This is a genomic window from Nocardiopsis sp. FR4, assembly GCF_009830945.1.
In the GTDB taxonomy this organism is placed as follows: Bacteria; Actinomycetota; Actinomycetes; order Streptosporangiales; family Streptosporangiaceae; genus Nocardiopsis.
Window position 1 is genome coordinate 14832 of the sequence record NZ_VWVV01000014.1, and the last position, 22513, is coordinate 37344.

General features: G+C 73.4%; 22 protein-coding genes. 13 read left to right on the forward strand and 9 right to left on the reverse strand.

The genetic code is table 11. From position 1 onward, the window contains the following. Window positions 1-68: 68 nt before the first annotated feature. Window positions 69-1553 (forward strand): leucyl aminopeptidase, encoded by a 1485-nt coding sequence (locus FYW95_RS14840; RefSeq protein ID WP_159940364.1) that lies wholly within the window; start codon window positions 69-71, stop codon window positions 1551-1553. Window positions 1554-1662: 109 nt separating this feature from the next. Here the strand turns inward: FYW95_RS14840 and FYW95_RS14845 are convergent, their stop codons facing one another. Continuing rightward, on the reverse strand, window positions 1663-2250 hold the full coding sequence (locus FYW95_RS14845; protein ID WP_159940863.1) for an O-methyltransferase: 588 nt from the start codon (window positions 2248-2250) through the stop codon (window positions 1663-1665). Between the two features lie 326 nt (window positions 2251-2576). On the opposite strand from FYW95_RS14845, the gene sigE reads away from it, so the two are divergent. The 4 genes from sigE (at window position 2577) to FYW95_RS14865 (ending at window position 6432) form a co-directional block, all read left to right on the forward strand. Then, window positions 2577-3176 carry an RNA polymerase sigma factor SigE gene (sigE, locus tag FYW95_RS14850; protein ID WP_159940366.1) on the forward strand — a complete coding sequence of 200 codons (600 nt, stop codon included), beginning with the start codon at window positions 2577-2579 and terminating at the stop codon, window positions 3174-3176. After that, entirely contained in the window at window positions 3173-3829 is a 657-nt protein-coding gene (locus FYW95_RS14855; RefSeq protein ID WP_159940368.1) for an anti-sigma factor family protein, read from the forward strand. The genes sigE and FYW95_RS14855 overlap by 4 nt, the downstream gene beginning before the upstream one ends. Then, window positions 3826-4893 (forward strand): LolA-like protein, encoded by a 1068-nt coding sequence (locus FYW95_RS14860; protein WP_159940370.1) that lies wholly within the window; start codon window positions 3826-3828, stop codon window positions 4891-4893. Before FYW95_RS14855 ends, FYW95_RS14860 begins: the two co-directional genes overlap by 4 nt. Before the next feature lie 474 nt (window positions 4894-5367). Next, window positions 5368-6432 (forward strand): S1C family serine protease, encoded by a 1065-nt coding sequence (locus FYW95_RS14865; RefSeq protein ID WP_236567601.1) that lies wholly within the window; start codon window positions 5368-5370, stop codon window positions 6430-6432. Window positions 6433-6519: 87 nt separating this feature from the next. Here the strand turns inward: FYW95_RS14865 and FYW95_RS14870 are convergent, their stop codons facing one another. Further along, the gene (locus FYW95_RS14870) at window positions 6520-7659 is read right to left on the reverse strand and encodes an Mrp/NBP35 family ATP-binding protein (RefSeq protein ID WP_159940372.1); all 1140 of its coding nucleotides are present in this window, start codon (window positions 7657-7659) and stop codon (window positions 6520-6522) included. A gap of 340 nt (window positions 7660-7999) precedes the next feature. On the opposite strand from FYW95_RS14870, the gene FYW95_RS14875 reads away from it, so the two are divergent. Then, window positions 8000-9067, forward strand: coding sequence for a CPBP family intramembrane glutamic endopeptidase (locus FYW95_RS14875; RefSeq protein ID WP_201294876.1), 1068 nt, complete (start codon window positions 8000-8002; stop codon window positions 9065-9067). Window positions 9068-9099: 32 nt separating this feature from the next. Here the strand turns inward: FYW95_RS14875 and FYW95_RS14880 are convergent, their stop codons facing one another. Further along, the gene (locus FYW95_RS14880; protein ID WP_159940374.1) at window positions 9100-9564 is read right to left on the reverse strand and encodes a GtrA family protein; all 465 of its coding nucleotides are present in this window, start codon (window positions 9562-9564) and stop codon (window positions 9100-9102) included. 227 nt (window positions 9565-9791) lie between these two features. On the opposite strand from FYW95_RS14880, the gene FYW95_RS14885 reads away from it, so the two are divergent. Then, window positions 9792-10952, forward strand: a complete 1161-nt coding sequence (locus FYW95_RS14885; protein WP_159940376.1) for a 5-(carboxyamino)imidazole ribonucleotide synthase — start codon at window positions 9792-9794, stop codon at window positions 10950-10952. Further along, on the forward strand, window positions 10949-11518 hold the full coding sequence (gene purE / locus FYW95_RS14890; protein WP_370462346.1) for a 5-(carboxyamino)imidazole ribonucleotide mutase: 570 nt from the start codon (window positions 10949-10951) through the stop codon (window positions 11516-11518). Before FYW95_RS14885 ends, purE begins: the two co-directional genes overlap by 4 nt. A 7-nt stretch (window positions 11519-11525) precedes the next feature. Here purE and FYW95_RS14895 read toward each other — a convergent pair whose 3' ends face one another. From FYW95_RS14895 to FYW95_RS14910, 4 genes are all read right to left on the reverse strand, one after another. Beyond that, a complete protein-coding gene (locus FYW95_RS14895; RefSeq protein ID WP_159940378.1) occupies window positions 11526-12131 on the reverse strand; it encodes a TNT domain-containing protein in 606 nt (201 codons plus the stop codon). Window positions 12132-12291: 160 nt separating this feature from the next. Further along, window positions 12292-13623 carry a UDP-glucose dehydrogenase family protein gene (locus FYW95_RS14900; RefSeq protein WP_159940380.1) on the reverse strand — a complete coding sequence of 444 codons (1332 nt, stop codon included), beginning with the start codon at window positions 13621-13623 and terminating at the stop codon, window positions 12292-12294. Between the two features lie 231 nt (window positions 13624-13854). Further along, complete coding sequence (locus FYW95_RS14905) at window positions 13855-14520, reverse strand: YIP1 family protein (protein WP_160050446.1); 666 nt, start codon at window positions 14518-14520, stop codon at window positions 13855-13857. Window positions 14521-14535: 15 nt separating this feature from the next. Then, window positions 14536-16020 (reverse strand): LCP family protein, encoded by a 1485-nt coding sequence (locus tag FYW95_RS14910; RefSeq protein ID WP_160050428.1) that lies wholly within the window; start codon window positions 16018-16020, stop codon window positions 14536-14538. Between the two features lie 349 nt (window positions 16021-16369). Here FYW95_RS14910 and FYW95_RS14915 point away from each other — a divergent pair, with 349 nt between their 5' ends. The 3 genes from FYW95_RS14915 (at window position 16370) to FYW95_RS14925 (ending at window position 18721) form a co-directional block, all read left to right on the forward strand. Then, window positions 16370-16609, forward strand: coding sequence for a TM2 domain-containing protein (locus tag FYW95_RS14915; RefSeq protein WP_159940384.1), 240 nt, complete (start codon window positions 16370-16372; stop codon window positions 16607-16609). Window positions 16610-16727: 118 nt separating this feature from the next. Further along, entirely contained in the window at window positions 16728-17723 is a 996-nt protein-coding gene (locus tag FYW95_RS14920) for a glycosyltransferase family 2 protein (RefSeq protein ID WP_159940386.1), read from the forward strand. 77 nt (window positions 17724-17800) lie between these two features. Beyond that, complete coding sequence (locus FYW95_RS14925) at window positions 17801-18721, forward strand: DUF4429 domain-containing protein (RefSeq protein ID WP_159940388.1); 921 nt, start codon at window positions 17801-17803, stop codon at window positions 18719-18721. 22 nt (window positions 18722-18743) lie between these two features. Here FYW95_RS14925 and FYW95_RS14930 read toward each other — a convergent pair whose 3' ends face one another. Together FYW95_RS14930 and FYW95_RS14935 are read right to left on the reverse strand one after the other, a co-directional pair. Next, on the reverse strand, window positions 18744-19553 hold the full coding sequence (locus tag FYW95_RS14930) for a glycerophosphodiester phosphodiesterase (protein WP_160050429.1): 810 nt from the start codon (window positions 19551-19553) through the stop codon (window positions 18744-18746). Continuing rightward, entirely contained in the window at window positions 19550-20299 is a 750-nt protein-coding gene (locus tag FYW95_RS14935) for an IspD/TarI family cytidylyltransferase (protein WP_160050430.1), read from the reverse strand. Before FYW95_RS14935 ends, FYW95_RS14930 begins: the two co-directional genes overlap by 4 nt. A 458-nt stretch (window positions 20300-20757) precedes the next feature. On the opposite strand from FYW95_RS14935, the gene FYW95_RS14940 reads away from it, so the two are divergent. Both FYW95_RS14940 and FYW95_RS14945 read left to right on the forward strand, forming a co-directional pair. Next, window positions 20758-21606, forward strand: a complete 849-nt coding sequence (locus FYW95_RS14940; RefSeq protein ID WP_159940394.1) for an ABC transporter permease — start codon at window positions 20758-20760, stop codon at window positions 21604-21606. Further along, the gene (locus FYW95_RS14945) at window positions 21606-22460 is read left to right on the forward strand and encodes an ABC transporter ATP-binding protein (protein ID WP_160050431.1); all 855 of its coding nucleotides are present in this window, start codon (window positions 21606-21608) and stop codon (window positions 22458-22460) included. Before FYW95_RS14940 ends, FYW95_RS14945 begins: the two co-directional genes overlap by 1 nt. Window positions 22461-22513: the final 53 nt, after the last annotated feature.

The following is a 22513-nucleotide window of genomic DNA, read 5'->3' on the forward strand; positions in this document are numbered from 1 at the left end:
CAGGGCCGGAACGCCCGACGACCCCCGAGGTCGGAACCCCCATGACAGCGAACGATTGTGAGCGGCCTGTGCCATTCGCCACGGAGATCCACCCCCGGTCGGGGAGCCTCGCCGAATCCACCGCGGACCTGCTGGTCATTCCCGTGCTCGCCGGGGACGGCGGGCCCACGGAGGCCGAAGGGGTCGCCGACGGCGGCCTGACACAGGCGCTTCCGGCTCCGCTCACCGATCTGTTCGCGCACTACGCGCTCGCCGGGAAACCCGGTGAGCTGGCCCAGTTCCCGGTGCCCCGGGACCAGGGGCTGGTGCGTCTGGCGCTTCTGGGGGTCGGTGCGGGCTCGCCCGACGACCTCCGGAAGGCCGGCGCCGCCCTGTCCCGGGCAGCCCGGGGGAACGGGCACGTGGCCCTCGCCTGGCCGGGCGCGGACGGCGACGCCGCCACCGCCTTCGCCGAGGGCGCCCTCCTGGCCTCCTACACCTTCAGCCTCAAGAGCGCCGAACCCCCGGCCGACCAGCGCCCGGCTCCGGTGATCGACGTGCTCGGCGCCGAGGGCCTCGCCGACGCCCTGGACCGCGGGACCCGGCTGGCCGAGGCCACCGCCCTGGCCCGCGACCTCATCAACACCCCGTCCATGACCAAGAACCCCGAGTGGATGGCCGCCCGCGCCCGCGAGGCGGCCGACCGCGCCGGGCTGGAGGTGCGCGTCTGGGACGAGAAGGACCTGGAGAACGACGGCTTCGGCGCCATCCTCGCCGTGGGCCAGGGCTCGTCGAGCCCGCCGCGGCTGGTCCAGCTCTCCTACACCCCCGAGAACCCCACCGCGCACGTCGTACTGGTCGGCAAGGGCATCACCTTCGACACCGGCGGCCTCTCGCTCAAGCCCAACGACAACATGTCGCTGATGAAGACCGACATGAGCGGTTCGGCGATCGTCCTCGCGGTGCTCTCGGCGCTGCCGCGCCTGGGCGCCCGGATCCGGGTGACCGGCCTGCTGGCCCTGGCCGAGAACGCCTTCTCCGGTGACGCCACCCGCATCGGCGACGTGCTCACCACCTACTCCGGCACGACGGTGGAGGTGCTCAACTCCGACGCCGAGGGCCGCCTGGTCCTGGCCGACGCCATGGGCTACGCCGTCGACCGGCTGGAACCGGACGTACTGGTGGACGTCGCCACCCTGACCGGCGCGGCCAAGGTCGCGCTCGGCACCGGCACGGGCGCGCTCTACAGCACCGACGACGCGCTCGCCGCCGCGCTGGAGCGCGCGGGCGAGGCCGCGGGCGAGCCGCTGTGGCGGATGCCGCTCACCGAGGAGTACACCGAGACGACCCGGTCCCAGGTGGCCGACCTGGCCAACATCGGCACCCGCAAGGACTTCGGCCCGGCCGGGGCCACCGACGCGGCCCTGTTCCTGCGCGCCTTCACCGGGGACGTCCCCTGGGCCCACCTGGACATCGCCGGGCCCGGACGTTCGATGAAGGAGAGCGGCCTGCTCACCAAGGGCGGCACGGCCTTCGCCACGCGCACCCTGCTGCGCTGGGCCGCCGACCAGTAGCCGCACGGCCCCGCCCGACCGACGCGGGAGGCCGGCGCCCCGCCCGGGGCGCCGGCCTCCCGCGCGTCCGGGCTGTGCGCCGGGTCCGCTCGCCCGGGCCGGGACGCGGTCAGCGGATGGCGGCCAGCAGACCCTCGCCGACGGGCATCAGCATGGGGATGAACCCCTCCTCGTCGCGCACCCGTCCGATCACCTCGCGCACGGCCGCCTCGCGCGGGTCGGGGGCGCGCAGCGGCCCGTCGGGCTCGGCGGAGGTCACCATGGCGCCGTTGAACACGACCATCCCGCCGGGCCGGAGCAGCCGCAGCGCCTCACTCAGGTACAGGGGGTAGGACACCGCGTCGGCGTCCACGAACACCAGGTCGTACCCGCCGTCGGTCAGCCGGGGCAGGACCTCCAGGGCCGTGCCCCGGATCAGCCGGGCGCGCCCGGGGCCGAAACCGGAGCGGGTGAACACCGAGCGCGCGAAGTCCTGGTAGGCGGCGTTGGTGTCCACCGTCGTCAGGATCCCGTCCGGCGCCATCCCGCGCAGCAGCCAGATCCCCGACGAGCCGCACCCGGTGCCGATCTCCACCACCGACCGTGCCCCGATGGAGGCGGCCAGGAAGCGCAGCGCGGTCCCCGTCGCGGTGTCCACGGGCGGAGCGGCCGAGCGGCTCCCCGCCTCGTAGGCGTCCGCGAGGGGCTCGTCCTCCAGGGCGCTGCGCTCGAAGCGTGCCTGTTCGGCGCGGACCCAGGTGATCCGTGCCGCTGTGTCCTCGGGGCTGGCGATGGCGGTCTCCCACAGCGTCGCGTGTCGGGTGGGTTCTGACCAGCGGATGGTCACCCAACGTAGGATGACGGTCGCGGCCGGGTCATGTCCCTGGCAAAAGACTAGCCTGATCCGGGCGCAACTCCGAGCGTGGCGGCGGGAACTTAATAGACGTCCTCCGGCGTTGAACCGGGATGAACGTACGTTGACCGCCACGAAGCGTCTCCCCCCGACCAGCCTGTGGGCGGATCAACGGGAGGAAGGGAGCAGCGGTGCCAGAGTCCGGCCCTGCCGTCGAATTCGAGGCGTGGGAGCCCCCGAGCTGGGACGAGGTCGTACGGACCCACTCCCCGCGCGTGTATCGGCTCGCCTACAGGTTGACCGGCAACAAGCACGACGCCGAGGACCTCACGCAGGAGGTCTTCATCCGGGTCTTCCGCTCCCTGGCCAACTACACCCCCGGGACCTTCGAGGGGTGGCTGCACCGCATCACCACCAACCTCTTCCTCGACATGGCGCGCCGCCGGGCACGCATCCGCTTCGAGGGCCTGGCCGACAACGCCGACGAACGCCTGGAGGGCCGCGAGCCCTCCCCGGCACAGCGCTACGACGACCGGCACTTCGACGCCGACATCCAGTCCGCCCTGGACGCGCTGCCCGCCGAGTTCCGGGCCCCCGTCGTCCTCTGTGACATCGAGGGGCTCTCCTACGAGGAGATCGCCGCGACGCTCGACGTCAAGCTCGGCACCGTCCGCAGCCGCATCCACCGGGGCCGCGCCCAACTGCGCCGCGCCCTGGAGCACCGCCGGTCCCTGGCCGCGGAGGACGGGGCGCGCGGCGCCGGACACGTGATCAACGGGGAGGCGGAGTGAGCAGCGAACACCTCGGAGAGCGTCTCTCCGCGCTCGTCGACGGGGAACTGGGCCCGGCCGAACACGAGAGCGCCCTCATCCACCTGGCCAGGTGCGAGTCGTGCCGCTTCGAGGCCGACCTGATGCGCCGCCTCAAACGCCGCCTGCACGGCCTGTGCGAGCCCGAGCCGGACGCCGACTTCATGGGACGGCTGGCGGGGCTGTCCCGCGACCCCGCGACCGCGGGCCGGGGGCCCACCGAGCCGCCGCCCGGCGGCGCGGGCTTCGGGGCGGGTCCGCCGCTGGGCCTCTCCCGCCCCCTGGGCGGTTTCCCCGGCGGCCACCACCCGGCCTCCGCGCCCCCGGAGAGCGGTGCGGCGCCGCACCGGCCGCAGCGCGCGGCGCGGCCCGAACGCCACCGCCCGGAACGCCTCGCGCACCTGCTCCCGGCCTTCCCCGGCGGTCGTTACGCCGTCGCGGGCTTCGCCGTGGCCTCGGTCCTGATCGGCAGCGCCTTCGTGGCCGGAGGGGACACCGAGGAGACCCCGGTGGTCCAGCCCCGTCTGTCCGACTACGCGGTCGAGCACGCGGTGACCAGCCGCCACCTGCCGGTGGCGCACCCCCAGCCCAAGGCCACCGAGCTTCCGTACGGCACCACCGAAGCCAACCGGTGAGCGCGCGGGGACACTCCTGCCCGCACTCCGGCCCGGTCACCCTCCTCGCGGTGGCCCTGTTGTGCGTGCTCCTGCTCACCGCCGCCACCAGCCCCGAGGCCGCCGCGGTGCCCGCGGACGGCTCCGACGACGGGATGCCGGTCCTGCGCCGCGCCGCCGCCGCGGAGAACCAGGTCGCCTACTCCGCCGTGCGGGAGATGACCGGGCCGCACGGGCCCGGGGGCCACGTACTGCGTGTGCGGGTGGTGAACCGGCCCGGGGACGGCATCGCCCTGGCGCCCCTGGGCGAGGAGGAGGACGCCCTCGTGGTGCGCTCCTCCTCCGCGCTGGAGTCGCTCGACGAACGCCTGCTGCACATGCTCCAGGACACCTACTCCGTCTCCGACGCCGGGCTCGCCGACCTGGACGGCCGGGAGGCCCGGGTGGTGGAGGCGGCGCGCGCCGACGGCACCCTCGCCGGGCGGTTCTGGGTCGACACCGACACCGGTCTGCTCCTGGGCCGGACCGTCTACGAGGCCACCGGGGCCCCCGCGTTCAGCGTCCGCCTCAGCGATCTCGCCCTGGGCGAGGGCTCCTGGCCCGAGGGCCGTGTGGGCGACGAGCCCTGGGGGGACGCCCTCACGGGGACCGAGCGCGCCGAGCTGCGCGACGGCGGCTGGCCGCTGCCCGAGCACCTCACCTGGAACCTGCGCCTGGTCGACGCGCGGTCCACGAAACTGGCCGGAAACCGCGTCGTGCACGCGGTCTACTCGGACGGTCTGTCCCAGGTGTCGGTTTTCACCCAGCGTGGGAAGCTGGATACCAAGCATTCCCCCGCACTCCGGAACGGATACACCGGAACCGGGGCAGGGGGAAGCGGCGTCCCAACACAACACGACACGATCTTCGGCGGCGACACGGGTCAGTACCAGAGCATGTGGCAGGCGGACGGATTCGTCTACACGGTGCTCGCCGACGCCCCCGCGGGGCTGGCCTCGTCGGCGGTGACCGCGTTGCCCGACCCCGGCGGCTCCGGTTTCTGGGCCCGGGTGCACCGCGGTCTGGCCCGGCTCGGGTTCCTCTAGGCGCCCCGCCGGGCCGGGTGTCGACCGAAAGCCAAGCGACATACGGAGCAGGTCTTGAGCGAGGAAAACGGCCGTCCGGAACACGGGCGGGCGACCCCGCCGGGTGACGTGACACCCCCCGAGCGCGCCGCGCCGGACCCGGCGCGCGCACCGGCGTCGGCCCCCCAGCCCTCCGGGTGGGCCACCGGGTCACCGCACCAGGGGCCTCCGCCCCCATCCGCCCCCACGGCCCACCCCCGGACCGGCGCGAACACCGGCCACCCCGGCCACTCCTCCCAGCCCCTGCCCCCCGGCCACCCGGGGACCCCCGGTCCGCCCGGCACCCCGGGTTCCGGTCAGCTCCCCGGCCCCTCCCCCGACCGGCAGCAGGTCCCCGCCGCTTACGCGGCGGCCCACCCGACCGGTGCCTCCGGCGCTCCGGCCCAGGGCCCCCACGCCGCCCCCCGGCCGCCACGGCGCGGCGTTCCGGCGTGGATGGCGCTGTCCGGAATGCTGGTCGTCGCCCTGATCGCCGGTGGCGCGGGCGGCGTCGCGGGCACCTTCCTCAGCGGCTCCGGCACCCCCGAGGCGGCCGAGGAGGAGGGCCCGGTCATGAACGAGCCGCCGCCCGAGGCGCCCCAGCGCGACCCCGGCACCGTGGCGGGCGTGGCGCAGCGGGTCAGCCCCAGCGTGGTCTCGATCCAGAGCGCCAGCCCCCTGGTCCAGGGCGGCGGCTCCGGCTTCGTCATCGAGGGCGACTACGTGGTGACCAACGACCACGTCTCCTCGGAGCTGGAGTCGGACGGCATCGTCGTGCAGTACAGCGACGGCAGCCGCTCCGACGCCTCCGTGGTCGGGGCCGACCCCAGCTCCGACCTCGCCGTGCTGTCGCTGGAGGACCCCGTCGACGTCGAACCCCTGGAGTTCGGCGACTCCGAACAGGTCATCGTCGGCGACGAGGTGATCGCCATCGGCGCGCCCCTGGGACTGGACGGAACCGTCACCCAGGGCATCATCAGCGCCGTCAACCGGCCGGTCAGCTCGGGGGAGGGCGAGAACGCCAGCCGCTTCTACGCCCTCCAGACCGACGCCGCCATCAACCCGGGCAACTCCGGCGGCCCGCTGGTGGACCTGCGCGGCCGGGTCATCGGGGTCAACTCGATGATCGTGACCATGGGGTACATGGGCGAGCCCGCGGGCAACATCGGCCTGGGCTTCGCGATCCCGTCCAGCGAGGCCGAGCGCGTCGTGCAGCGCCTCATCGAGTACGGGGAAACCACCTACGCCGACATCGGGGCCGGGATCGACCTGGACAGCCCGATCGCGGGCGCGGTCATCGCCGACGGGCCCGGCGCGGTGGAGCGGGGCGGGCCCGCGGACGAGGCGGGACTGCGCTCCGGCGACGTGATCCTCTCCCTGGCCGGGCGCCGGGTGAACTCGGGCCAGGAACTGCTCGCGATGCTGCGCGCCCTCAGCCCGGGCGACGAGGTGGAGATCGAGTACGAGCGCGACGGCGAGCGCGACACCGCCACGGTCACCCTGGGCTCCTCGGACGACTGACGGCCCCCGGACCGCCCGGGCACGGCTGGGCCCCCGAGCGGTGCTCGGGGGCCCAGCCGTGTGGGACAGACCTCGGGGACGGGCCTCTCAGCGGCCGGCCGGGGAGATGCCCAGCTGCATCCCGGCCAGTCCGCGCGGCTTGCCGACCAGCGTCTCGGCCACGCCGGAGATCACCTTGCTGGCCTCGGCCTCGGGCTCGGTCAGCACGAGCGGCCTGCCCTCGTCGCCGCCCTCGCGCAGGCGGGTGTCCAACGGCACCTGGCCCAGCAGCGGGATCTCCGTGCCCAGCGTCTTGGTGAGGGCGTCGGCGACGGTCTGGCCGCCGCCCTCGCCGAACAGGTGCAGCGGCTCCCCGCCGCCCGGCGGCAGGTAGTACGACATGTTCTCGATCACGCCCGCGATCCGCTGGTGGGTCTGGGCGGTGATGGCGCCCGCGCGCTCGGCCACCTCGGCGGCGGCCTGCTGCGGCGTGGTCACCACGAGCAGCTCGGCGCCGGGCAGCAGCTGCGCGACGGAGATGGCGATGTCGCCGGTGCCCGGGGGCAGGTCCATCAGGAGCACGTCCAGGTCGCCCCAGTACACGTCCGACAGGAACTGCTGGAGCGCGCGGTGCAGCATCGGCCCGCGCCAGACCACGGGCTGGTTGCCCTGGGTGAACATGCCGACCGAGATGACCTTGATGTCGTGCGCCGTCGGCGGCAGGATCATGTCCTCGACCTTGGTCGGGAAGTCCGACGCGCCGAGCATCCGCGGCACCGAGTGGCCGTAGATGTCGGCGTCGACGACACCGACCTTGTGGCCCTGGGCGGCCATGGCCGCGGCGAGGTTGACGGTGACGGACGACTTGCCCACACCGCCCTTGCCGGAGGCGACGGCGAAGACCCGGGTGAGCGAGTTCGGCTTGGCGAAGGGGATCTCCTTCTCCGCCTGGCCGCCGCGCAGCTTGGTCTGGAGTTCCTTGCGCTGCTCGTCGCTCATCACGTCGAGCTCCACGCGCACGGAGGTGACCCCGGGGACCTTGGTCACCGCTTCGGTCACGTCCTTCTCGATACGGCCCTTCATCGGGCATCCGGCCACCGTGAGGTACACGCCGACGCGCACGGTACCGTCGTCGGCGATGTCAACGCTCTTGACCATGCCGAGGTCGGTGATGGGGCGGCGGATCTCCGGGTCTTGCACCGTGGCCAGGGCTTTGTTGACCTGCTCGGTGGATGGTGTGGAGGACATGTGCTCAATCGTAGGTCAGCGGTACGGGGTCAACGGCCTCGCCGTGCGGGTCGGCCACATGGTGCAACGGGGGCGGGGCGCCCGGCATTCCGCCCGGCCCCTCCGCGCGCCGGTCAGCGCGCACCGTGACCGGTTGATAACGGCATGGCCTTAACGCTGGCAATACACGCCCGGATAGTAGTCTCAGCGCACGATGGGAAATGTGCCGCCACCGCCTGGTTCGTCCTGGCCCGCCGCGCCTGAGGGGCCGGAGGGACGGGGTGCCGGGTCCTACACGCAGGAGCAGACCTGGGCGGGTCCCCCGGGCGGGGGAAGGCTGACGCCGCCCGGCGGTCAGCCGATGGTCAACGCGGACCCCGACGTGTGGGCCTGGCCGCCGCCGCGACCCGTGCGCACCAGCCAGTTCGCCTGTGCGGAACTTCCCGCGGGTGAGTCCTACCACAGGCTCGGACGCACCTCACGCTTTCGCTGGTGGTCCGCCCCGCTGACCCTGGTGGTTCTCGCGGTGCTGCTGTTCTTCCTGTGGATGGCATTCCTGCTTTCGGTGACCATCGTGGCGATCATCGGCGGCAGCGGACTGGCCCCGGGCTCGGTCACCGTCGGGGAGATCGCCGGACTGGCCTTCGGGCTGCTGCCCACGGCGCTGCTCCTGCCCATCGTCCTCTTCCTCGTGCGCGTCGTGCAGTGGCGCCGGATCGGTTCCGTGCTCTCGGTGGAGGGCCGGCTGCGCTGGAACTGGCTGGCGCGCTGCACCGTGGCGGCGGTCTTCCCGGTCGCCTTGGGCGTCCTGCTCTTCCTGCCCCTGGCCGAGTACCTGTGGCCGGAGCTTCTGCCCAGCCGGAACACGGGCGGCACCGAGGTGTTCGCCGCGGCGATGGCCGTCATCGTGCTGCTGGTGCCCTTCCAGTCGGCGGCCGAGGAGCTCACACTGCGCGGGCTCCTCCTCCAGCTGGTGGGAGCGATCGGCGCCCGGCCGGAGGAGCCCCGGGGCGGGTCGGCGGCCTCGCGGGTGCTGCGCTCGCCGGGCCCGGCGGTCCTGGCCAGCGGGACCCTGTTCCCCGTGCTGTACCTGGCCACGCATCCGGGCGACGTGTGGACGGCCGCGGCGCTGGCGGTCCTGGGGCTGGGGATGGCCTGGCTGACCTGGCGCACCGGCGGGCTGGAGGCCGCGATCGGCCTCCACGTGGTCAACAGCCTCGTGCAGTTCACCCTGTGCGTCTTCGAGGGCCGCATGGACCAGATCGGCACGGGCGCGGTGGTCGGCGCCGGGCTGCCCCTGGGCGCCGGGTCGCCGCCGGTCCTGATCCTGACCGCGCTCCAGGTGGGCCTGTACGTCCTGGCGGTGAGGCGGTGGGCGGACCGCCTCGGCGTGCGCCGCACCAGCCCCGCCCCCGCCTCCCGGAGCTGAGCCGGTTCCCGGCGGGGCGCGCGGAGGAGGCGCTACACCGCCGGCGCGCGGGACGGGCTCTTCGGCCGCTCGGGGAAGACCCAGGTCCGGTAGGCGAAGAACCGGAAGAGGGTGCCCAGCGCCACACCCACCAGGTTTCCCGCGATGTTGCGCGCCAGCGGCCCGTCCAGGCCCAGCACGTACACCGTCAGGCCCAGGCAGCCGAGCTGGATGAGCATGCCCACGCCGTTCATGACCAGGAACAGCGCCGTCTCCCGGCCGTACCCGGTACGGGTGCGCTCGCCGAAGGTCCAGAAGCGGTGGCCGACGAAGGCCACCGCGATGGAGCACAGCGTTCCGACCACCTGTCCGGTGAGCGGGGCCGCGCCCGCCGCGCTCCACAGCAGGTTGGTCGTGCCCAGCTGGACGGCGTAGGCCACGGCCCCCACCGAGCCGAACCGGCTCACCTCGCGGACGAGTTTGGCCAGTCGCGGGTGGCGGGAGAGGAAGTCGCGCACGGCCTGTGCCTCCTGGGATCTGGTCGGACGGCGCCCCGCGCGGCGGGTCCGCCCGGCTGGGCCGGGGCGGGAGGGCCGAGGGCCCCCGCGCGCGCACGCCCTAGACTCTAGCCCGGGGACTGCAGCAAGACCCCGGCCGCGGGTTCCGAGCCGAACCGGCCAGGTCCCGCCGCGCGCGGGACCGCCCCGTCACCGCGGTTGACGAGCAGCATGTGAGTTGAGGAACTGTGAGCGAGCGTAACCGCACCGTCCCCCGCGTGGGCATGGTCGGAGGTGGACAACTCTCCAGGATGACCCACCAGGCGGGCATCGGACTGGGCGTCGACTTCTCGGTGCTGGCGACCAGCCCCACCGACAGCGCCGCCCTGGTCTGCGGGAGCGTCACCCTGGGGGACGACCGCGGCCTGGACGACGTCCTGGCCTTCGCCAAGGCCCACGACGTGGTCACCTTCGACCACGAGCACGTGCCCGAGCCCGTCCTGCGCGCGGTCGAGGAGGCGGGCGGACTGCTGCGCCCGGGCCGCGCCGCCCTGCGCTTCGCCCAGGACAAGCTGCGCATGCGCACCCGCATGGCCGAGCTGGGCGCCCCCTCCCCGCGCTGGCGGGCGGTCACCACGCTGGAGCACGTGGCCGACTTCGCCCGGGAGGGCGGCGGCTGGCCGGTCGTGCTCAAGGCCGCCCGGGGCGGCTACGACGGCAAGGGCGTGTGGGTCGTGGCCGACGCCGACCAGGCCCGCGAGGTGGTGGACCGCGCCGCCGCCGAGGAGGTGCCGCTCCTGGTGGAGGACAAGGTCGCCTTCAGCCGGGAGCTGGCCGTACAGGTCGCCCGCTCCCCGCACGGACAGGTGGCGGTCTACCCCGTCGTGGAGACCGTGCAGCGGGACGGCATCTGCCACGAGGTGATCGCCCCGGCCCCGGGCCTGGCCGAGGACAAGGCGGTGCGCGCCCAGCAGCTGGCCATCGAGATCGCCCAGGCCCTGGACGTGACCGGCGTGCTGGCCGTGGAGCTGTTCGAGACCGCCGACGGCGTGGTCGTCAACGAGCTGGCCATGCGTCCGCACAACTCCGGGCACTGGACCATCGAGGGCGCGCGCACCTCCCAGTTCGAGCAGCACCTGCGGGCCGTGCTCAACCTGCCGCTGGGGTCGCCGCGCACCAACGCCCCCTACACCGTCATGGCCAACCTGCTCGGCGGGAGGGACCCGGAGGTCTACCGCCGCTACCTGCACGTGATGGCCAGGGACCCCGAGGTGAAGGTGCACTTCTACGGCAAGGACGTGCGTCCGGGCCGCAAGATCGGGCACGTCACCGTGACGGGCGAGGACTACCAGGACCTGCTGGAGCGCGCCCGCGACGCCGCCGCCTACCTGCGAGGAGACGACCAGTGACCGACAACGCCAACGGCAGCGGCCGGGAGGGCAGCCCGCCGGGCGACCCCGTGGTCGGCATCGTGATGGGCTCGGACTCCGACTGGCCGGTGATGCGCGAGGCCGCCGAGGCCCTGCGCGAGTTCGGCGTCCCCTTCGAGGCCGACGTGGTCTCGGCGCACCGGATGCCGAACGAGATGATCTCCTACGGCACGGAGGCCGCCGGGCGCGGGCTCAGGGTGATCATCGCCGGTGCGGGGGGCGCCGCCCACCTGCCCGGGATGCTGGCCTCGGTGACGACCCTGCCGGTGGTGGGCGTTCCGGTGCCGCTCAAGTACCTGGACGGCATGGACTCGCTGCTGTCCATCGTGCAGATGCCCGCCGGGGTGCCGGTGGCCACCGTGGCCGTGGGCGCCGCGCGCAACGCGGGGCTGCTGGCGGTGCGGATGCTGGCCGCGGGCGACCCCGGGCTCACCGAGCGCATGACCCGCTTCCAGGAGGAGCTGCGGGAGCAGGCGCACGCCAAGGGGGAGCGGCTGCGCCGCGAGGTCGCCAGCGGCGGCAGGCCGACCGGCTTCGGCCTCTAGGAGAGCCTCATTCGGACCTCCCGGGTCCGTGTCCGCCCGCCGGCACGGACCCGGGGAGGGTCCGTGCCGGCGGACCGGCCCTGGGCTTCGCGGTCCTGGGCACCGCCGCGGCCACCGCGTAGCAGTTGTAGTTGTGCTCGGGCCCGCCCGGCCAGGTGTTCAGCGAGTCGGGCGGCAGCGCCCGCCGTGCGTAGGGCGCCCCCGCCGGGGCCAGGAACGAGCCGCGCGGCGAACCGAAGCGGTCCAGCCGCTCGCCCGCGAGCAGGGTGCGCTTCTCGGTCACCGGCTCGCCGTCCTCCACGACGAACCCCATGTGGTCGGGGTAGTCCCAGCCCTCCGGGGCGGCCCAGCGGTCCAGGAACTCCACGGGGGTCAGCCCGCCGAACCGGTCGTACCCCTCCAACAGCCGGGCCACCGGCCCCTCCTCGGGCAGCTCGGCCGGTCCCAGCCGGGGGTCGCCGCACAGGTACCTCTCCCGCTCCTCCCCACCGGGCGGCGGGTCGAGCTCCGGGCAGTGGAGGGGCCCGGACTCCGGCCGTGCGGGCAGGGCGTGTGCGGGCGGTGCGGCCAGGGCCAGGGCCAGGGCCACGCCGACCGTCACGGAAAACCTCACGGACGGGACTCCGTTCGTCCTCACGGCGCCCGGTTCCAGACCGACGGTGCGCGGTCAAACACGGAGTGAAGTCAACCACGGTGTGCCGGTTGCCGAGGGGAACTCGCCCGAAAACGCGGGGCCGGCCCCGGCGGGGCCGGCCTCCGGTACCGTCCCGGGGCTACTGGCGGCCCAGCGCCCGGTAGGTCCAGCCCGAGGCGCGCCAGTACGTGGGGTCGAGCGCGTTGCGGCCGTCCACGATGCGCTTGCCGGCCACCACCTCGGCCAGCTCGTCCGGGTTGGCCTCGCGGAACTCGGCCCACTCGGTGAGCAGCAGCACCACGTCGGCGCCGCGCGCGGCATCCAGCATGGAGTCCGCGTACTCCAGCTCCGGGTGCGCCTCGCGGGCCCGCTCCAGCGCCGCCGGGTCGTACACCGTCACCCGCGCGCCCAGCGAGGCGATGGTGGCGGCCACGTCCAGCGCGGGCGAGTCGCGGATGTCGTCGGAGTTGGGTTTGAACGCCGCGCCCAGCACGGTCACCGTGCGCCCGGCGAAACTGCCGCCGATCAGCTGGCGGGCGATGTCGATGGTGCGCGCGCGGCGGCGCTGGTTGATCGCGTCCACCTCGCGCAGGAAGGACAGCGCGGGCTCCACGCCCAGCTCGTCGGCGCGCGCCATGAACGCGCGGATGTCCTTGGGCAGGCAGCCGCCGCCGAAGCCCAGGCCCGGACCGAGGAACTTGCCGCCGATGCGGTCGTCGTAGGACAGGGCCTCAGCCAGCTGGATGACGTCGGCCCCGGCCACCTCCGACACCTCCGCCATGGCGTTGATGAAGGAGATCTTCGTGGCGAGGAAGGCGTTGGCCGACACCTTGACCAGCTCGGCGGTCTGCATGTCGGTCACCATGAAGGGGGTGCCGTCGTCGATCTGGCGCTGCCACAGCGCCCGCACGGCCTTCTCCACCCGAGGCGAGTCGGTGCCGATCACGATCCGGTTCGGGTGCAGCGTGTCCTCCACACCGAAGCCCTCACGCAGGAACTCCGGGCTCCAGCCCAGCTCGGCCTCGTCGCCGGCGGGCGCCAGCGCGGACAGCCGCGCGGCCAGGGTGGCGGCGGTGCCCACCGGGACTGTGGAGCGGCCCACGACCACGGTGGGGCGGGTCAGGTGCGGGGCCAGCTGGTCCACCGCGGCGTTGACGTAGCGCAGGTCGGCCGCGCCGGAGTCGTCGCGCTGCGGCGTGCCCACGCAGATCAGGTGCAGGTCCGCGAACTCCGCCACCTCGGGGAAGGAGGTCGTGAAACGCAGCCGCCCGGCCTCCAGGTTGGCGGTGAGCAGCTCGTCGAGACCGGGCTCGTAGAAGGGCACCCGACCGGAGCGGAGCATGTCGATCTTGGCCTCGTCGACGTCGAGGCCCAGGACCTCGAACCCCATCTCGGCCAGGCAGGCCGCGGTGGTGGCACCCAGATAACCGGTACCGATGACGGAGACGCGCATACGGTCCGCTTCGACCACTGGCTTGTGTCCTTCCTCGCTTTCGTCCGCTCCCGTGCTGCTTGTTGTGCCCGCTGAAGGCGGTCAACACCCTGCTGGAGGGCAGGAAACGGACATGGTTCGGCCTACGGGTGGTGCCCGGGCGTGATGCATCACCCTACGCGCCGGGTCGTGGCGCGTGACCGAACACCGCGTGAACAGTCAGGCGCTCAGGTTACCGGTGGGTCCGGAGCGGCGGTCACGGGGCGGTGCTCAGCGCGGGCGCTCCCCCAGCCCCCCGGACTCCCCGTACCCCTCGTCCAGGGGTGTCCACACCGCGCCGTCCTCACCGCGGCGGAAGGGGATGGTGGTCTTGGTGGGATCGTCCCCGGAAACCCCGCCCTCCGGGGGCGGAGGCACGTCGGGGACCGCCTCCGGGACGGTGTCGCCGCCCCGGGCCGTGTCCGTCGGATCCGCCTCCCGGGCCGCGCGGCGGTACTCCTCCCGGTTGGCGCTGGCCACGACCCGCGGGCCCGCGCCCGCGGCGGTCCGCCAGCGCGCGGGAACCAGCGCGGAGAACAGCAGCAGCGTGCCCAGCGGCAGCGCCACCGCCAGACCCGCGCCGGACGGGTACACCCAGCTGTCCGGGTTCAGCCAGGACAGCGTCCCCTCCATGGAGGCCGGGTGCACGACGGGCCACAGGCACAGCGCCGTGAGCAGGGCCCCGCTGGCCCCGGCTGCCAGGGGCGAGACCCGGGACGCCACCAGATAGGCGCACACGGCTCCCACCAGGCACAGCACCACCACCGACGACACCGTGGCCACGGTCACGTCGCCCTCGGCGATCCGGGGCAGGAGCCCGGCGGACCAGGCGGCGGCGATCCACAGCACGGGGGACAGGGCGGCACCGGCGAGGAACCCGACCAGGTGGTGGAGCACGGTCAACCCTCCTTCTCAACGGCAGACGTTGTCCCGGGCGGTCGACACGCCCGGGGAGCTCTCGTCGGGGGAGGGGCCCTCCTCCGGCCCGGCGCCCCCGCTCCCCCCGGCCGGTGCCTCGAAGTCCGTGTAGTCGAATCCGATCACGATCTGCAGTTCGCCGTCCAGGGTGCGGTCCCGCACGGTCTCGGCGCCCGGGATCAGCGAGGCCACGTACTCCGCCTCGGCCGCGTCGTCCGGGCCGTGGCGGACCTGGCTCCGGGCGACGTCGCTGGAGCTCCAGTTCGCCGCCGGGGCGGTCACCTCGAACCCGGCGGCGGTCAGCGCGCCGTCCAGTTCCGACCCCAGCCCCGGCGTGCCGATGCCGTTGAACACCCGCACGCGGATGTCGCCGGGGTCGGGCTCGGATTCGGGGGAGGGTGAGGGCTTGGCGATCGGCCGGTCGGCCTGGATCGCGGCGAACATCTCCCGGGCCGCGGTCTCGTCCCACAGCAGGGCCACGTCCCCGCGCGGGGTCCAGTACTCCATGTCGGCGATGGGCACCTGGGTGAAGGTGACCGACCCCAGCTCCAGGTCGCGCATCTGGTAGGCGAGTTCGTTGATGGTGCGGGTGTCCAGCCCCTCGTCCACGGTCACCGAGGACAGGGCGCTGTCCAGGAACGCGGTCAGCTTGGCGGGGTCGGAGAGGGTCTCGCTGCTCATCGCCTGGTCGAGCATCGCGGACAGCACCTGCTGCTGGCGGTCGATGCGGTCCAGGTCGCCCCGGCTGGTGGCGCGGGTGCGCGCGAAGGCCAGGGCCTCGGTGCCGTCCACCCGGTGGGTCCCGGCGGCCATGTCCAGCTGCGCCTTGGGGTCCCTGATCGGCTCGGGCAGGCACACCTCGATCCCGCCCAGCGCGTCCACGACTTCCACGAAGCCGTGGAAGTCCACCTCGACGTAGTGGTCGATCCTCACGTTCGTCAGGGACTCCACGGTGCGCACGGCCAACTGCGGTCCGCCGTAGGCGTAGGCGGCGTTGACCTTGTCCTCGCCCTGGCCGGGGATGTCCACCCACAGGTCGCGGGGGATGCCGACCACGGTGACGCGGTCGCGCGCGTGGTTCAGCCGCACCAGCATCATGGAGTCGGAGCGCTGGCCCGGCGTGGACCCCACGCTCAGTTCCTCCTGGTCCTCCTGGCTCATCCCGTCGCGGTTGTCGGAGCCGATCACCAGGAAGGCCAGGCCCCCGGTCGACTCCGGCCGCTCGTCCTCGGACAGGCCGCCGAACACGTCGAACCGGTTGAGGGTCCCCGACATCCATCCGGTGAGCGCCCAGGAGGTCCCCGAGGCGAACAGGACCAGGACCGAGAGCGCGCTCATCAGCAGCAGCCCGGCCCGGCGGCGCCGTACCGCGCGGCTCGGCACGGTCACCCGCCCGGATCTGGGGGAGCGCTCGGGCGGAAGCGGCTGGGAGCGCTCGCGGCGGAACCCGTCCGCGGGCCCGTGCCTGTCGTCACTCATCGGCAGTCCCCGTCCCACCCGTCAACGGTGTCCATATCTTTAGGTTGTCACCCGTTCCGCACGAGCGCGCGGGATGTCAACCCCCGGCGTGTTGTCCTCCCCTTTGCCTGCCCGTCTTCACACGTGGGACGCTCCCCGGACGGCAGCGGTTCGGCCCGGGGGCTCCGTCCTGAGTCGAATCCGGTACCGCCGCGTGACCGCACCCCTGGTCGGACACGGCAGGATGGTCTCGCTCACAAGGCGTCGACGAGGGCCCGCCCGGTTCCACCGGAGGGCCCCGTTCGCCGTGTCCGAACCGGACCGAGCGCGTTTGCCCTTCATTCCCTGAGAAACCCCCGGAGTCTCGACCATGTACAAGCAGCCCCATCTCGAACCGGTCTCCGACAAGAACTGGCTGACCGTGCTCCTGCTGAGCCTGTTCCTCGGCGGCCTCGGCGTCCACCGCTTCTACGTCGGCAAGATCGGCACCGGCATCCTCATGCTGCTGACCTGCGGTGGTGTCGGCGTCTGGGCCCTCATCGACCTCATCATGATCATCGTGGGCTCCTTCAAGGACGCGCAGGGCCTGCCCGTCAAGAACCAGGGCTGAGAACACCTCCCGGGCCCGGCGGATCCCGCCGGGCCGCCGGGTCCGCGCGGGTGCAGTACCGTTGACCCGCGTACGCTCCTACGCAGTCCCGACACGTCTCGAAACCTGGGAAGTGCCCGTGTCCTGGCCGCCTGTCTCCGTCGTCATGCCCGTCCTCAACGAGGAACGCCACCTCGCCGCGGCGGTGGAACACGTCCTCGCCCAGGAGTACCCGGGCGAACTGGAGGTCGTGCTCGGGGTCGGGCCCTCCTCGGACCGGACCCGCGAGGTGGCCGACGCGCTCGCCGCCGCCGACCCCCGGGTCAGGGTGGTCGACAACCCCACGGGGAAGACCCCCGCCGGGCTCAACGCCGCGATCGGAGCCTCCTCCCACGACATCGTCGCCCGGATCGACGGGCACGCCATGATGCCCTCGGACTACCTGAGGGTGGCGGTGGAGACGCTCCGCGAGACCGGCGCCGACAACGTCGGCGGCATCATGGCCGCCGAGGGCACCACCCCCTGGGAGAAGGCCGTCGCCGCCGCGATGACCTCCAAGGTGGGCGTGGGCAACGCGCGCTTCCACACCGGCGGCGAGGGCGGCCCCGCCGACACCGTCTACCTGGGCGTCTTCCGGCGCTCGGCGCTGGAGCGCGTCGGCGGCTACGACGAGGCCTTCCTGCGCGCCCAGGACTGGGAGATGAACCACCGCATCCGCCAGAGCGGGGGCACCGTGTGGTTCCAGCCGCGCATGCGGGTCTCCTACCGGCCCCGCCGCAACGTGCGCCTGCTCGCCAAGCAGTACTTCCACTACGGCCGCTGGCGCCGGGTGGTCGCCCGCCAGCACAAGGGCACCATCAACCTGCGCTACCTCGCCCCTCCCGTCGCCCTGGTCGGCGTGCTCGCCGGGCTGGTCGGCGGCTTCTTCCTCTGGCCGCTGTTCCTCGTCCCCGCCGCCTACCTGGCCCTGGTCACGGCGGCCTCGGTACCGCTCGGCCGCGGCCTGCCCGCCGCCAGCCTGCCGATGATCCCGGTCGCGCTGGCCACCATGCACATGTCCTGGGGCGCGGGGTTCCTCACCAGCCCGCCCGGGCTCGGCTCGGACTCGCGCACCGCGCAGGCCGCCCGCACCTGACCGCTTCCGGCCCCCGCCCGCCCTCGTGCGGCGCCGCTCCCTCTGCTAGGCAGGAGCCGGAGGACGGAAGGGGCACCATGGACGACGTACGCGGCGACCAGGCGACGTGGCGGTTCGACGGCGAGACGGTCGCCATCACCTACCACACCCGGGGCTGGTTCAAGGACCCGCTGCTCAAGCGGATCGGCCGGCTGGAGCTCCCGGTGGGCGCCGTCGCCGAGGTGGACTTCCGGCCCGGCGGGGGCCGCGGGAGGGGCTGGCTCCTCCAGCTGCGCCTGCGCGAGCGGACGGACCCCTACGCGGCGGTCGGCGCCATGCTCCGGGAGGGGCCGCAGCCCTTCCGCCTCACCGGGCCGGCCGCCACGGAGCTGGTCACCGAGTACCTGGCGGACCAGATCCGCTTCGCCGCCGAGCGGCACACCGACCCCCCGCCCGCCGACACCGCCACCCGGCTGGTCCCGCCCCCGCCCTTCCACATCCGCACCGCCGAGGGCACCGCGACCGTCGACCGCTCCCGTGTGCTCCTGGTCTGGTCCGGGGCCGCGGCCAACGGACGCAAGCGCAAGGTGCAGCGCCGTGAGTACCCCCTGGACCGGGTCACCGGGGCGGAGTGGACGCCCGCCGACGACTGGGAGTGGGGATACCTGCGGGTGGTCACCGACACCAGCGCGAAGGAGGGCCCGGCCAAGCCCGCCAACGACCTCCACGTCCTGCGCGCCGACGAGGGCGCCGAGTCCTACGACGCGCTGCTGATGGCCGCGGCCGTCACCGCCCGCGTCTGGGCGGCGGACGAGGGTCCGGCGCAGGGGTCGCCGGCGTCACGGGTGCTGCGGGCGCTGCGGGCCGGGGCGGAGAAGCCCTCCGGCGGGGCGGAGCGGGTGCGGGACACCGACTGGATCTTCCGGCAGATCAAGCGGCTGGGCGAGTTGCACGACGAGGGCCTGCTCACCGACGAGGAGTTCACCGCCAAGAAGGCCGAGCTCCTCGACCGGATCTGAGCGGGACGCGGCCCGCTCCGCCTCAGGCCCCCGGCGGGTCGACCGCCAGCCCGGGCGCCACGGGGGTCCGGGCGCCCACCGCCGCCAGGGCGCGGACCGCGCCGGGGACGTCATCCACCACGACCGCGTCCATGCCCGCCTCGGCGAAGCGGGCCGCGTCCACCGGGTTCGGGCACCACGAGACCACCTCGATCCCCGCCCGGTGCGCCAGGTCCACGGTGTACTCCACCGTACGGCGGTCCGGGCGGGGCGCCTCCCCGGCCAGCCCGAACGAGCGCGCGTCCACGGCCACGACCGGGCAGCCCATCCCGGCCGCGCCCGCCACCGCCTGGTCCAGCGGGTTGCGCACGAAGGGCATCCACGCCGTGGGCACGCCCGGGGCCCCCTCCCGCACGCCCAGCAGGACGCCGGGGTCGAAGGAGCACACGAACACCCGCCGCCGCGCCGCCTCGCGGCGCAGGCGGGGCAGCAGGAGGGAGAGCGTCCGCCGCGCCGGGGCGTCGACCGCGTCCTCCATCACCGTCTTGACGTCCACGTCCAGCCCCACCCCGGCCGGGATCGCGGCCAGGCCCTCGTCCAGGCCGACCACACCCGCCTCGGCGCACTCGCGGACGGTCAGCTCCACGACCGGGCGCCCGTCGTCCAGGGCGGCGTTGTGATACAGGACCAGGGCGTCGTCCGCGGTGCGGCGCACGTCGATCTCGACCCAGTCCGCCCCGGCCGCCGCCGCGGCGGCGTAGGACTCGGGGGTGTTCTCCCGGGCGCCGCCCACCACGCCGCGCCCCGCGCCCCGGTGCCCGATCACCTCGGTCGCCTCGAACACCCCGCTCACGCCTCGGCCTCCGACAGGACGGCGCTCCGGCCCCTGCGGCGCAGCAGCGCCTCGGCGAGCTCGATGTCGCCCGGGTTGGTCATCTTGATGTTGTCCTCCTCACCCGGCACGGTCCGCACCTCCTCACCCGGCAGGTAGCGCAGCACCACCCCGCAGTCGTCGGTGGCCACCAGGTCCGGGTCGGCCGCCGCCAGCGCGTAGGCCCGGCGGGCCACGCCCAGCGTGAAGCCCTGGGGGGTCTGCATCCTGCGCAGTTCCGCGCGCGGGGGGACCTGCGCGATCGCCTCGCCGCCGGAGCGGCCCGGCGCCACGCGGACCACGGTGTCGGCGCTGGGTACCGCCACCCCGACCGCCCGCGCCTCCCGCAGGGCGGCCACGCACGCGCTGATCGTGGCCGGGCGCACGAGCGGGCGCGCGGCGTCGTGCAGCAGGGCCAGGTCGGTGTCGGCGGCGCTCCCCATGGCGGCCAGGGCGGCCATGGAGGTCTCGGTGCGGGTGGCCCCGCCCGGAAGCACCGCGCCGACCTTGGTGAACCCGGCCGCGGCCACGAGCTCCCGCACGCGCGGCAGGTACTCCTCCACCATGAGCACGATGATCTCGTCCACGTCCGGGCAGGCCTCGAACGCGGCGATCGTGTGCTCCAGAACGGGCCGCCCGGCCAGGGACAGCAGTTGTTTGGGGGAGGAGGCGCCCATCCGCGCGCCGACACCTCCGGCCAGAACCGCCGCGATCACGCGCGGACGCATGGCTCCACCTCTTCCGTCGGGGCCGGGGCGGTCGCGCGCCCCGGGCCCACTGGCTCTCCCGGCCGAGGCTAGCGGACCGGCGCCCGCCCGCGGCCGGTGCGGGACCCGTTCACCCACGCCCCGGAACCGGTTCACGACCCGTCCGGGGCCGGGCGGGGACCCGGGCGGGTCCCCGCGGTGAACGAGCGGACATATGACCCATTCGTGATAGGTGGGGTGGCGCGACCCGTCGTGCACAGCGGTAACCTATGGACGCCTGTAGGGCGTGCCCGGTGCAGACCTCCTCCGAGACGCGGTCGTGGAGCCGGGCGCTGTCCGTGACATCCCCCGGTCGCCCGGACACACTCCCCCGCCGCGCTCCGCCGCGCGGGGTGCGAACACGTATGTCGGCCGGTGCGCGCAGGCGAGCACGAACACGCCTGTCCGGCACACCGTGGACCGGACGAGACATTCAATCCTTGGAGGTGGCGGTGGCGTCAAGGGCGCTGGCCGTCTGGGAGCACCGGAAGGTCGTCGGCCTCCTGGTCCGGCGCGACCTGAAGGTCAAGTACCAGCAGTCCGTACTGGGATACGCCTGGACCATGTTGGAGCCGCTGGCTCTGACGATGGTCTACTTCTTCGTCTTCGGCGTCATCCTCAACGCCACCCGGGGCATGCCGGAGGACGCTCTGGCACAGGGCGGCTTCCTGCTCTTCCTGGTGGCCGGGATCCTGCCGTGGAACACCTTCGGCGCGATCCTCTCCGAGGCCCCCCGGGCGATGATCACGCACTCCAAGCTGATCACCACCATGAAGGTGCCGCGGGAGATCTTCCCCATGGCCACCGTGGGCACGAAGTTCATCGAGTACCTGCTCACCTGGCCGGTGCTCATCGTCTTCGTGGTGGTCCTCGGCGGCAGGCCCTCGTGGGAGGGCGTGCTCCTGTGGCTGCCGCTGGCCATCGTGCTGCAGTTCACGTTCGGACTCGGCCTCACCCTGTTCCTGTCCGCGGTCAACGTGCTGCTGCGCGACGTGGAGCGCCTGGTGCGCATCGCCTCGCGCCTGCTGTTCTACGGGTCGGCGATCCTGTTCCCGGCCGCCCTGGTGCTCGACGCCCAGCAGGTCCCGGACTGGGCCAAGACGGTGTTCCAGCTCAACCCGCTCCTGGGTATCTTCGAGATGCACCGCGCCGTGTGGTTCGCGAACTTCGCGGAACTCACCCCGAGCACTCTCGCGTTGGTCTCGTCGGTGGTCGGTTCGGTTCTCATACTGATCATCGGATACTGGACGTTCCGCCGCCTCGAGATGTCCGTCCTGAAGGAGTTGTGATGGCGCAGACGACCTACGGCGCCGGGCTCGCCACCGGGCCGGTCATCGAGGCCAAGGGGCTTGGCGTCAAGTTCGCCGTGAACCGCCGCCGCAAGCGCAGCCTGCGCGAGATGTTCATCCACGGCACCAAGCGCGACCCCAACGCCCAGGGCGACGAGTTCTGGCCGCTGCGCGACGTCAGCTTCGAGATCAACCGGGGTGAGTGCGTCGGCATCGTCGGCAAGAACGGCACCGGCAAGTCGACCCTGCTCAAGCTCATCGCCGGGGTCCTCATCCCCGATGAGGGCGAGGTCCACGTCCGGGGCAAGGTGGCCCCCCTCCTGGAGCTGCGGGCCGGGTTCAACGACAACCTCACCGGCCGCGAGAACGTGTACCTGGTCGGCTCCCTGCACGGGATGACCGAGAAGCAGATCGACGAGCGCTTCGACGAGATCATCGACTTCGCCGAGATCGAGTCCAAGTTCGTGGACACCCCGGTGCGCCACTACTCCAGCGGCATGAAGGTGCGCCTGGGCTTCGCGCTCATCTCCCAGCTGGAGCACCCGATCATGCTGGTCGACGAGGTGCTCGCGGTGGGCGACAAGGCCTTCAAGCGCAAGTGCTACGAGGCCATCGAGCGGATGCTGGCCAACCAGCGCACGATGGTCCTGGTCTCGCACAGTGAGAACGACCTGCGCCGCTTCTGCAACCGCGGCCTGTACGTCAAGGGCGGCGGACTGGCCCTGGACACCGACATCGACGCCGCGCTGGCCGCCTACAACGAGGACACCAAGGCCAAGATCGCCGAGCGCAAGAAGCGCGAGGCGGAGAAGAAGCGCGCCGAGGAGGCCCGGAGGGCCGAACAGGACGGGTGACGGCGGGCAGGCCGCCTGAGCGGCCGCCGGACGCACCAGGCCCCGTACCGTGC